This window comes from Arthrobacter sp. HMWF013, assembly GCF_003061105.1.
GTDB lineage: Bacteria > Actinomycetota > Actinomycetes > Actinomycetales > Micrococcaceae > Arthrobacter.
Map to the genome: position 1 here is coordinate 1 of NZ_QAIQ01000337.1, position 9859 is coordinate 9859.

General features: G+C 65.7%; 9 protein-coding genes. 3 read left to right on the top strand and 6 right to left on the bottom strand.

Translation table 11 applies throughout. The annotated features are described in order from the left end of the window. The coding region (locus tag DBR22_RS12755) for an FCD domain-containing protein (RefSeq protein WP_181365160.1) at positions 1-391 on the top strand (391 nt) is incomplete at its 5' end. 109 nt (positions 392-500) lie between these two features. Here DBR22_RS12755 and DBR22_RS23855 read toward each other — a convergent pair. From DBR22_RS23855 to DBR22_RS12770, 4 genes are all read right to left on the bottom strand, one after another. Further along, on the bottom strand, positions 501-638 hold the full coding sequence (locus DBR22_RS23855) for a hypothetical protein (protein ID WP_181365161.1): 138 nt from the start codon (positions 636-638) through the stop codon (positions 501-503). Between the two features lie 27 nt (positions 639-665). Beyond that, positions 666-2255, bottom strand: coding sequence for an FAD-dependent monooxygenase (locus tag DBR22_RS12760; RefSeq protein ID WP_108599327.1), 1590 nt, complete (start codon positions 2253-2255; stop codon positions 666-668). 1 nt (position 2256) lies between these two features. Further along, positions 2257-3108 carry a fumarylacetoacetate hydrolase family protein gene (locus DBR22_RS12765; protein ID WP_108599328.1) on the bottom strand — a complete coding sequence of 284 codons (852 nt, stop codon included), beginning with the start codon at positions 3106-3108 and terminating at the stop codon, positions 2257-2259. Positions 3109-3213: 105 nt separating this feature from the next. After that, complete coding sequence (locus tag DBR22_RS12770; RefSeq protein ID WP_108599329.1) at positions 3214-4902, bottom strand: RecQ family ATP-dependent DNA helicase; 1689 nt, start codon at positions 4900-4902, stop codon at positions 3214-3216. 220 nt (positions 4903-5122) lie between these two features. Between DBR22_RS12770 and DBR22_RS12775 the strand changes: the two genes are divergently transcribed. Then, positions 5123-7426, top strand: coding sequence for an FdhF/YdeP family oxidoreductase (locus DBR22_RS12775; protein ID WP_108599330.1), 2304 nt, complete (start codon positions 5123-5125; stop codon positions 7424-7426). A gap of 96 nt (positions 7427-7522) precedes the next feature. Here the strand turns inward: DBR22_RS12775 and DBR22_RS12780 are convergent, their stop codons facing one another. Next, positions 7523-7852: a DUF6457 domain-containing protein gene (locus DBR22_RS12780; protein ID WP_108599331.1), complete on the bottom strand. Its 330-nt coding sequence runs from the start codon at positions 7850-7852 to the stop codon at positions 7523-7525. 124 nt (positions 7853-7976) lie between these two features. Then, entirely contained in the window at positions 7977-9041 is a 1065-nt protein-coding gene (locus DBR22_RS12785; protein WP_258229181.1) for an ROK family protein, read from the bottom strand. Between the two features lie 384 nt (positions 9042-9425). On the opposite strand from DBR22_RS12785, the gene DBR22_RS12790 reads away from it, so the two are divergent. Beyond that, the coding region (locus DBR22_RS12790; protein WP_258229182.1) for an extracellular solute-binding protein at positions 9426-9859 on the top strand (434 nt) is incomplete at its 3' end.

Genomic DNA, 9859 nt, shown 5'->3' on the forward strand with positions numbered 1-9859 from the left:
CCTGGCCAGCCATTTCGATAAGTTCTCCGAGGAGGACATTGCCGAGCTCAGCAGGCTGACCGAAGAACTGGCACGGCTGCGCCGGGGCGGCAAGGACGAACTGGACGGTTTCCTGAAAACCAACGCGAAGTACCACAACCGGCTGGTCAGCGTGGCGGGCTCGGCGCAGCTCACCGATGCGTTCCGCCGGCTGGGAATCGGTACCGTATGGCGGGAGGCCCTTAACAGCGAGGAATGGGCCCGCAAGATGGACCACAGCCACATCGTGGAACTCACGTCGGCCTTGAAGAATGGCGACCAGGCCAGGGCAGCGGAAGCCCTCCGGCTGCACACGGAGTTCGGCAAGGAACTCGCAGGCGTCGTTATCGCCCGCCACGGCGGTGCGGTTTAGCCTTCAAGCTCCAAGCCCCGGCGAAGGCCCCAGTTCGATTATCTCGGAACTGGGGCCTTCTTCTGTCACCGGCGAGGAAGACGGCTTGGTACATACTGGCGCCGTCACGTTAGTCCGGTAGCCGGCCCGCCGCTCCAAGCATCACGCCCGGCAGACGCATGTGGCCCACCTCCCACCGACGAAGCGTGGAGTTGTTTCCTGCCAGGGAGAAAACGCAAAGGAGCATGGCGGCCGGTGTGGCCACCATGCTCCTTTTTGTGCTCGGAAGGTTGGGTTACTGCTGCGGAACCTGCATAACTGCACGGGCCAGATCCGGCACGTAGCGGGCCAGTGACTCCAGCGCAGCATCCACCCCTCCAGGCGCTGCTGTCGCAGCCACATAACGGTCCGGCCGCACAATCAGGGTGAGGCCGGAGCCGGCGAGGGCTGCGAAGGCTCCCGTGGCGTCGCGGACTTCCACGGTTTCCTCCACATCGGCTCCCAGCTGCTGGATCTGCATCCCCGCGCTCCGTGACCCGGCAGGGAACGTCAGCAGCGCCCAGCCTGGGCCAAGGACTGTATCCAGCGGAACGGCGTCAGGCGTCTCGCCGTGAACAGAAGTAACCGGCGTGACCAGCGGTTGGGACAGCGACCGGCCGATCAGGGCGGCGGCAGCCTTGGGAACGGCCGGGCCTGCAGGCGCCACACAGCCTTCGGTGAAGTGCGGCTGTTTGAGGAACTTCATCCCCGCAAGCCACCCCTTTGCCGCGGGCACCACGCCCATGGCTGTGATACCGGCATCGCGGAGTGTGGTGAGCACCGGGTGGGTACTCATCACCACTTTGCCGATCCGGTGGGACAGGCGGACCATGTCCACGGCGTGTGGGCGCCGTTCGGCCTGGTAGGTGTCCACCAGGGCGTCGGTTCCCGTGCCCTTAACATGCGCTGCGACCTTCCAGGCGAGGTTGGCGGCGTCGCGGATTCCGGCGTTCAGTGCCTGGCCCGCGAAGGGCGGCATCATGTGGGCTGAGTCGCCCGCGAGGAGCACATGGCCCATGCGGTAGCTCAGGACCACCCGCTGGTGGGCCACATACACTGCGGCCCGGCGGATGTCTTCTGCGGCAATGCGCTGGAACGGTTGGATGAGCCTGATGATGGTGTCCGGCGCCGTGACCTCACTGGCGTCCTCGCCGGGCAGAAGCATGAACTCGTAACGGCGCCGTCCTTTGACACCGGGGACCACCACAACGGGACGCGTCCCGTTGCAGTGGAACTCGGAGAAGCGTTCCGGTTCGCCGGGGCTGTTGACGATGTCCACCACGATCCACTTCTGGACCTGGGTGGAACCCTCCATGGGAAGGCCCAGCTGGGCACGGACAGGACTGCGGCCGCCGTCGCAGGCCACTACCCATTTCGAGCGGACGGTGCGCTTGCCGCCGTCGTCGATCAATACCGTGTCCACATGCCCGGGGGCGTCCGTAATCCGGAACGCTTCGGTGTTGAAACGGACATCGATGAGGGGCCGGCTCAGGGCGGCGTCGAGCAGGAGTCTTTCCATGACCGGCTGGTCAAACTGGGACTTGCCCGGCTGGCCCAGGCGGGGGCTGGCAGGGTGGACCTCGGCGAGCAACTGTTCCCTGCGGCCGAAATAGCGGGCCCCGGTATCCATCAGCATTTCCGGTGCCAAGGCATCCATGACGCCGATCTGCTGCATGACACGCAGGGTTTCGTCGGTGACGCTGATGGCCCGGGGCTCGTCGCTGGTGCCGCCTTGGCGTTCCACCAGCATCACCTCTACGCCCTGGTCTGCCAGCAGGTTCGCCGTGGCCAGGCCGATGGGACCGGCACCAATTACCAGCACATCGGTGTGCATGATGGCGTCCATGTCAGGCGACGAGTTCTACGGTGTTCTTCAACGTGCCGAGGCCGGTGATCTCAACCTCCACCACGTCACCTTCGGACAGCAGGCCGGACGGCTGCATGAACAGGCCGACGCCGCCCGGCGTCCCGGTGACAATGACGTCGCCCGGAGAGAGGCGGGTGAAGCCGGTCACGTACGCGATCAACTGCGGGATGGTGAAGTAGAGGTCGGACACGGACGCTTTCTGCCGGATCTCACCATTGACCCGGGTCTCCAGGGTGAGCTTGTTGACGTCACCCAGGTCCGCCGCCGGGACGAGGTAGGGGCCAAAGCCGCCGGTGCCCGGAAAGTTCTTGCCGGGGATCCACTGGGAAGCGGCAAGCTGCCAGTCCCGGACGCTGAGGTCGTTATAGGCGGCATATCCGGCGACGTAGTCGAACGCGTCATCCTCCGGAACATGGAAGGCTTCCTTGCCTATGACCAGCGCCATCTCACCCTCGTAGTCGAACTTCGTGGTGGTGGCGGGCATCTGGGCGGCCTGGAGGTGGCCCATCTGGGAGTCGGCGAACCGGGTGAAGACTGTGGGTGCCTTCTGCTCGGTTTTGCCCGATTCCTCCTGGTGGCTGCGGTAGTTCACGCCGATGCAGATGATCTTGCCCGGATCCGTGATGGCCGGGAGGAATTCAATGTCGGTTTCCGCGTAGGCGGGGGCAGTGCGGAAGGCTTCTGGGAGGTCGCCGAAGATTCCCTGCTCGACGGCGGCGCGGAGTGTGAGGGCAAGGTTCAGGCCGGTGGGGCCGAGGTCAAGGGCCTGGCCCTCGATGACGACCCCCCAGGTGGGGGAGCCGGTGGGGGAGAGGAAACTTGCGTAATTCATGAGGGTCCTTTCGGTGGCAACGCTGCCATGCAGATTGTTTCCAGACTAGGACCGAGATCATGCATCCGTCAATCCAAAATGCATTATTTCTGCATTTGCGCATTATTAGATGGTCGTCTTCAGCAGCCCATGTTCCAGGACGGCCGTCCGGGACAGGGTCTTGTAGCCCTCCCGCTCGAAGAGGACGGTGATGACATCGTCCTCGTGCCGCATCACCAGGCCAGGTCCCCACTCCTTGTGGACCACGGCTGTCTGGAGCGGGAACGGCTGGCCGGCCGTGTCAGGGGCCGTCCCGCCGTCGTCCTCCTTCACTGCTTCCGGGTGCCGGGGCTCCGGCCGCGCGGCCGATTCGGCGCAGGCATCGCAGTTGCCGCAGGGCTCAGGGAAGTCCTCGCCGAAGTAGCCGAGCAGGTACTGGCGCCGGCAGCCGTCCGTCTCGGCGTAGCCGCGCATCATGTTCAGCCGGGACTGGTCCACGCGCTGCCGCTCTTCGGAACGTTCGACGGCGGCGCGCACCACTGCGGGAAGCTTGGCTTTGGAGATGAGCCGGATGCCGCGCTTGCCGGTGCGGACGGCGCCCACCTCCTCGAGCTGGTTCACCAGGGCCGTGACCCGGCGTGCCGGGAACCCCGTGAGCTCGGCCACGGCAGTTTTCGGAGCGGGAGCGCCGGCGGCCCGCAGGACCTTCAGCAGGACAAGGAGCGAATCCGGATCGGCGGAGTGGGTCCCGAAGAACTTCCGCAGGCCCAGGTCCTCTGAGCGGTAATGGAGGATGGCGGAGGCCGGCCGCCCGTCCCGCCCCGACCGGCCGATCTCCTGGTAGTACGCGTCCAGGGACTCCGGGATGTCTGCATGGACCACGAAGCGGACGTTGGGTTTGTCGATCCCCATGCCGAAGGCGGTGGTGGCAACCACCACGTCCAGCTGGTCGGCGAGGAACTGCTCGTGGACGCGTTCGCGGTCAGCTGCCGCACGGCCTGCGTGATACGCCTCCGCGCGGAGCCCGTTCGTCACCAGCTTCGCCGCGTATTTCTCGGTGTCCTTGCGGGTGGCGGCATACACCAGGCCCGGGCCTTCCGCGGCGAGGGCAGTCACTTGTGCCAGCACGGCCCTGAACTTTTCTTTTTCCTCGTGGTGGCGGACCACATCGAGGCTGATGTTCGGCCGGTCGAAGCCTCGGACCAGCACCAGGGGGTCCCTCATGCCCAGCCGTTTCACGATCTCCTCGCGCACCGGCGGCGAAGCGGTGGCTGTCAGGGCCGCCACCGGAGGGTTGCCCAGCCGCTCCCGGACAGCACCGAGGGTCAGGTAGTCCGGCCGGAAATCATGACCCCAGGAGGAGACGCAGTGTGCCTCGTCCACCACAAACATGGCGATGTCCAGGGCGGAGATCCGCTCCAGCGTTTTCTCTTTGGCGAGCTGTTCGGGTGCGAGGAAGAGGAAAGCGGCGCGGCCATCCTCCGCCCGTTGCCAGGCAGCGTCCACCTCAGCGTCGCTGCGCGATGAATTGATGGCGGCTGCGGTGTCCGGACCATGCCGTTCGTTCAGCCCGTCCAGCTGGTCCTCCTGCAGGGCGATCAGGGGTGAAACCACGACGACGGGGCGCCCGGTCTGCTGTTTGAGGTAAAGGGCTGCAACCTGGTAGATCGCTGACTTGCCGTAGCCGGTGGGCATCACCGCAAGGACATCGCGGCCGCTGGCCAGGGCGGATATGCCGGCGAGTTGGCCGTCGCGCAGTTGCGGCAAAGAGAAGGAAGAGGAGGCAAGCGCTCGGAGCGCAGGGTTCTCGGACATAACGGCTCCGGCGGGTGGTTCCTGCGGCCGCTTGCTTCAGCCGTGGTGACAAGCCTAGCGCGCCGTGACCGCCGCCGTCGTGCGCTGTCCTGAATGTCCGTCTCCGGCGGCGGGGCGTCTTCCTTGACTTACAGGGTCCCCTGAACAAGTGTGGAAAGTGACCGTTCCGCCGGTGATCCCGGTGTGTCTGCGGTCCCGGCAAGAACCAAGGAGATCCAGCGTGACGCGCAAAAACCCGCAGGTTGAAGAGGCCAACGAAGCTGACATCGAAGTCACCGGCCATCCGAAGACGTGGGCCGCCGGCGTCCCCGGCGTCTACCACTCGCTCGAGCCTGCCATCAAGCACATGGGGCCGGGCCGGGCAGGGAAGACGCTCCTGGCGCTGAACCAGAAAGACGGCTTCGACTGCATGAGCTGCGCGTGGCCGGACCCCGGTCACCGCAAGACCTTCGAGTTCTGCGAGAACGGCGCCAAAGCCGTCACGTGGGAAGCCACCCCGGTGGTGATCGGCTCCGAATTCTGGGCCGAACATCCGGTGAGCGCGCTGCGGGAGCGGTCCGAGTACTGGCTGGGGATGCAGGGGCGCCTCACCGAGCCGGTCCACAAGCCTGCAGGGGAGGACCACTACCGGCCGGTCAGCTGGGAACAGGCCTTCACTATCATCGCGGACAAGCTCAAGTCCCTGCCCAGCCCGGACCGGGCCACCTTTTACACCAGCGGCCGGACCTCCAATGAGGCTGCGTTCCTGTACCAGCTGTTCGTCCGTGCCTACGGCACCAACAACCTGCCGGACTGCTCCAACATGTGCCACGAATCCTCGGGCTGGGCCATGGGCCAGACCATCGGCATCGGCAAGGCCACCATCTCCTATGATGACTTCGCCAAGGCGGACCTGATCATCGTCATGGGCCAGAACCCCGGCACCAACCACCCCAGGATGCTGACGGCGCTGGAAGAGGCCAAGGAAGCCGGTGCGGCCATTGTGGCTGTCAACCCGCTGCCGGAAGCCGGGCTGATGCGCTACAAGAACCCGCAGAAGGTCAAGGGAATCGTGGGCCGCGGCACGCAGATTGCTGACCAGTTCCTGCAGGTCCGTATTGGCGGTGACATGGCCCTGCTGCAGGCCATCTCCAAGCGGGTCCTGGACGCCGAGGCCGCGAATCCCGGGACCGTACTGGACCACGCCTTCCTGGCGGAGCACTGTCAGGGGCTGGAGGAACTGCGCGCGCACCTGGCCGGGCTGGACGAGGCCGCCGTGCTGGAAGCCACCGGTCTGCGGGTCGAGGAGATTGACGAACTGGCCCACCGCTACCTCAAGGCGGACAAGGTGATCATCACCTGGGCCATGGGAATCACGCAGCATAAAAAGGGCGTGGCCACCATCAAGGAGATCATCAACCTGCTGCTGCTCCGGGGGAACATCGGCAAGCCGGGCGCCGGCGCGTCCCCCATCCGCGGCCACAGCAACGTCCAGGGCGACAGGACCATGGGCATCTGGGAACAGATGCCGCCGGCGTTCCTGGACGCTTTGGGCGAGGAGTTCAGCTTCGAACCGCCCCGCGAACACGGCGTGGACGCCGTCGAAACCATCCGTCAAATGCGCGACGGCGGGATCAGGGTTTTCCTCGGCCTGGGCGGTAACTTCGTGGGAGCCATGTCGGACACGGACGCCGGCATCGCGGCCATGGAGAACACCGAACTGTCGGTCCAGATTTCCACGAAGCTCAACCGCTCGCACACCGTCACCGGTGCCGAGGCACTGATCCTGCCCACCATGGGCCGCACGGAGATCGACCTGCAGGAATCCGGTCCGCAGTTCGTTTCGGTTGAGGACACTGTCTGCGCTGTCCACGCCTCGCATGGAACCGTTGAGCCGGTGGCTCCTGGCCTCCTGTCAGAGGTGGCCATAGTCAGCAGGCTCGCGAACAAGGTGGTGGGGGATTCCGTCCAGGCGGACTGGGCCGGGTTCGAGAAGAACTACGATCTGGTCCGGGACCACATCTCCCACGTGGTGAACGGCTGCGAGGACTACAACCGGAAAATCCGCCAGGACGGCGGCTTTGTGCTGCCCAACGGGCCACGGGACTCCCGGACGTTCAACACACCGACGGGCAAGGCGATGCTCACGGTCAATGAACTCGAGCATGTGGAACGGCCCGCGGGGACCCTGATCCTCCAAAGCATGCGCTCACACGATCAGTTCAACACCACCATTTATGGCAACAACGACCGCTACCGGGGCATCAAAAAGGGGCGCGAAGTGGTTTTCGTCAGTCCGGCGGACCTGGCGGAGCTGGGCCTCAGCGACGGGCAGCACGTGGACATCCACGGTGTGTACAAGGACAACGTGGACCGGGTGCTGCGGAACTTCCGCGTGGTGTCCTACCCCACGGCTGACGGCTGTGCTGCTGCCTACTACCCTGAGGCCAACGTGTTGGTCCCGCTGGAGAGCGTCGCCGAAGGAAGCCAGACGCCGGTGTCCAAGGCCATCATTGTGCGGCTGGAGCCGGTTGCCGGTGCCTGAGGGCGGCCCGCCTCAGTAAGAAGGTAAGGCCGGGTAAGCGGTGCCGGCCGGCACCGCTTACCCCGGGCCAGGTTGCCTGTGGGGCGGGGCGCCGCGTTATTGGCCCGTGTCCGCCCAGCCCTTGGCCGCCGGGCCGCCGTCGTGACCATCCGCGCAAAGCTGGAACGCGACGTCGGCCGCTTTGGAAACAGCGGCAGTGGACGAGTCTTTGGAGCCGGCGCTCCCGGTCCCGGCTTCCAGCCCGGCCGCGTAGCCCACCAGGAACGTGGTGACGGGGGCGGCTGCGTGGATCACGGAGCCGGCAGACTTCCTGGCCAGGTCAAGCAGCAGTTCCTGGTCCACATCCAGGTCCAGGATCTGAAGTGCCTGGGCCAGTCGGTGGGTCCACTGGTCCAGGACCTGAGCTTCGTCGTCGGTGACGGCCATGTTTACTCCTTAGTCGCGGGTACTGGAGCAGCATCGGCGTCGCGCCCCGGTGCCCTCGACACTACAAGCCCCGGCGGCCCAAGTCACCGGCTTCCGCGCCCAGGCGCGTTACGGCCTGCTGAGCTCAACCCAGCCGGGCGTTGACCGCGGCGGCCGAGAAGACCTGGTTCACCAGCAGTGAGGACATTCCGCGGATTCCTGCATCCTCACCCAGGGCTGCCAGCCGGACGTCCAGGTGGCGGGTGGCCCGGGGGAGTGACATGGGGTACAGGGTTTCGCGCATCCCGCCGATCAGCGACGACGACGCGAGGTCCCCGGCGATGAGCAGGACCGCGGGGTTGAGCAGGCACACCACGGTGGCCATGACTTCGCCGAGCCGCTGGCCCGCTTCGTGGGTCAGCCGCATGGCCTCGACGTTTCCCGCCAGCAGCAGCCGGTGCACGTCCCGCCCCGAGAAGGCCTCGATGCCCTGCTCCTTCAGCTTTCGGGCGATGGCACCGCCGCTTGCCCCGGCGGCTAGGCAGCCGTAGGACCCGCACTGGCACTGCAGTTCCGTGAAGGCGGGGTGCCGGACATGCCCGATATCGCCGGCGCCGCCGTCGACGCCCTGGTAGACCTGGCCGTTGATCACCAGTCCGGTGCCGATTCCCGTGGAGACCTTGACCAGGCACAGGGACGTGGTGCCAGTGAACCCGGCGCTGTATTCGCCTACCGCCATGGCATTGGCATCGTTTTCCACCAGGACCGGAACGGGGAACGTGTCCTGGAGGAAGTCGACAATGGGGTAGGCGTCCCAGCCCGGCATGATGGGCGGCTGGCTGGGCCGCTGGGTGTGTGGATCCACCGGTCCCGGGATGAAGATGCCCACGCCGGAGACCTTGCTCATGGGGGTTTTGGAACGCGTGAGGAGCTGCCGGCCGGTCTCCGTGATGGCGTGCAGCACCTTCTCGGGGCCGTCCTCCACTGCGATGTCCACGTGCTCGTCGGTGATGATGGCGCCGCTCAGGTCGGTGAGGGCCACCCGGCTGGACGTGGTCTCCACCGAGGCTGAAATCGTGTACGAGTGCTGGAGGTTAAAGGCCAGGTCCGTTGGACGACGTCCACCCGATGGCCTGGCGGTGCCGGCTTCGCGGATCAGTTCCGCCTTCAGCAGCGCGTCCACGCGCTGCGCCACCGTCATCCTGGACATGCCCGTTTCCTCTTGGATGTCTCCGCGGGTCCGGGCCTTCCCGGAACGGATCAGATGGAGGACATCCCCTGGTCCCACGTACATCTGCGGCTCCTACTGTTGAAAGGCACTTTTGCAATCCTAGGTGCTTCGCCGGTCCACAGGGCATAACCTGCAGGCGCTCGTGTCGAATGACTCTGCAGCTAATGCTAGACAGCTAGGCAACATTTGGATAGCCTTTAGGCACAAGTCCCGGCTTTGTGACGACGCTCACGGTCCGGGAAGTTCGCCTGAACGTGTTCTGCCGGCCCGGCCGAGGTGGTCCGGGCCAAACCGAAAACGGGGGCGGAGCACGAAGGATGCGGCGCCGGATCCGGGGCCGCCTAAGACAGGAGCAGTAAAGTGATGAGAACCAGAGACCGGTCCGCAGTCGCCGTCATTGCCGCGGCTTCGCTGACCATGGCGATGTTGGCCGGCTGCAGTTCCAACGAAGGCTCGGATGACGGTTCCACCCAGGGCGCAGATGCCCAGGAAATCACCGTCTGGACCGCGGACACGCTGCCCGACCGCGTGGCCAAGACCCAGGACATCATCGCCAAGTTCACCGCCGCCACCGGCGTCAAAGTCGAACTGGTTGGTGTTCCCGAGGACCAGTTCAACCAGGTCCTGACCTCCTCCGCCGCAGCAGGTGACCTGCCGGACGTCATCGGCTCCATTTCACTCGCGCAGGTCCGCACGCTGGCCGCCAACGACCTCGTGGATGCGGACACCAACAAGGCAATCGTCGACAGCCTGGACTCAAGCACGTTTTCCGAGCGGGCCCTTGAGCTGACCCGTGA

Excerpts from the sequence above, each read along its gene's own strand:
- DBR22_RS23855 (WP_181365161.1), bottom strand. The coding sequence starts at position 638 with ATGGTGGCCACACCGGCCGCCATGCTCCTTTGCGTTTTCTCCCTGGCA.
- DBR22_RS12760 (WP_108599327.1), bottom strand. The coding sequence starts at position 2,255 with ATGGACGCCATCATGCACACCGATGTGCTGGTAATTGGTGCCGGTCCC.
- DBR22_RS12765 (WP_108599328.1), bottom strand. The coding sequence starts at position 3,108 with ATGAATTACGCAAGTTTCCTCTCCCCCACCGGCTCCCCCACCTGGGGG.
- DBR22_RS12770 (WP_108599329.1), bottom strand. The coding sequence starts at position 4,902 with ATGTCCGAGAACCCTGCGCTCCGAGCGCTTGCCTCCTCTTCCTTCTCT.
- DBR22_RS12780 (WP_108599331.1), bottom strand. The coding sequence starts at position 7,852 with ATGGCCGTCACCGACGACGAAGCTCAGGTCCTGGACCAGTGGACCCAC.
- DBR22_RS12785 (WP_258229181.1), bottom strand. The coding sequence starts at position 9,041 with ATGTCCAGGATGACGGTGGCGCAGCGCGTGGACGCGCTGCTGAAGGCG.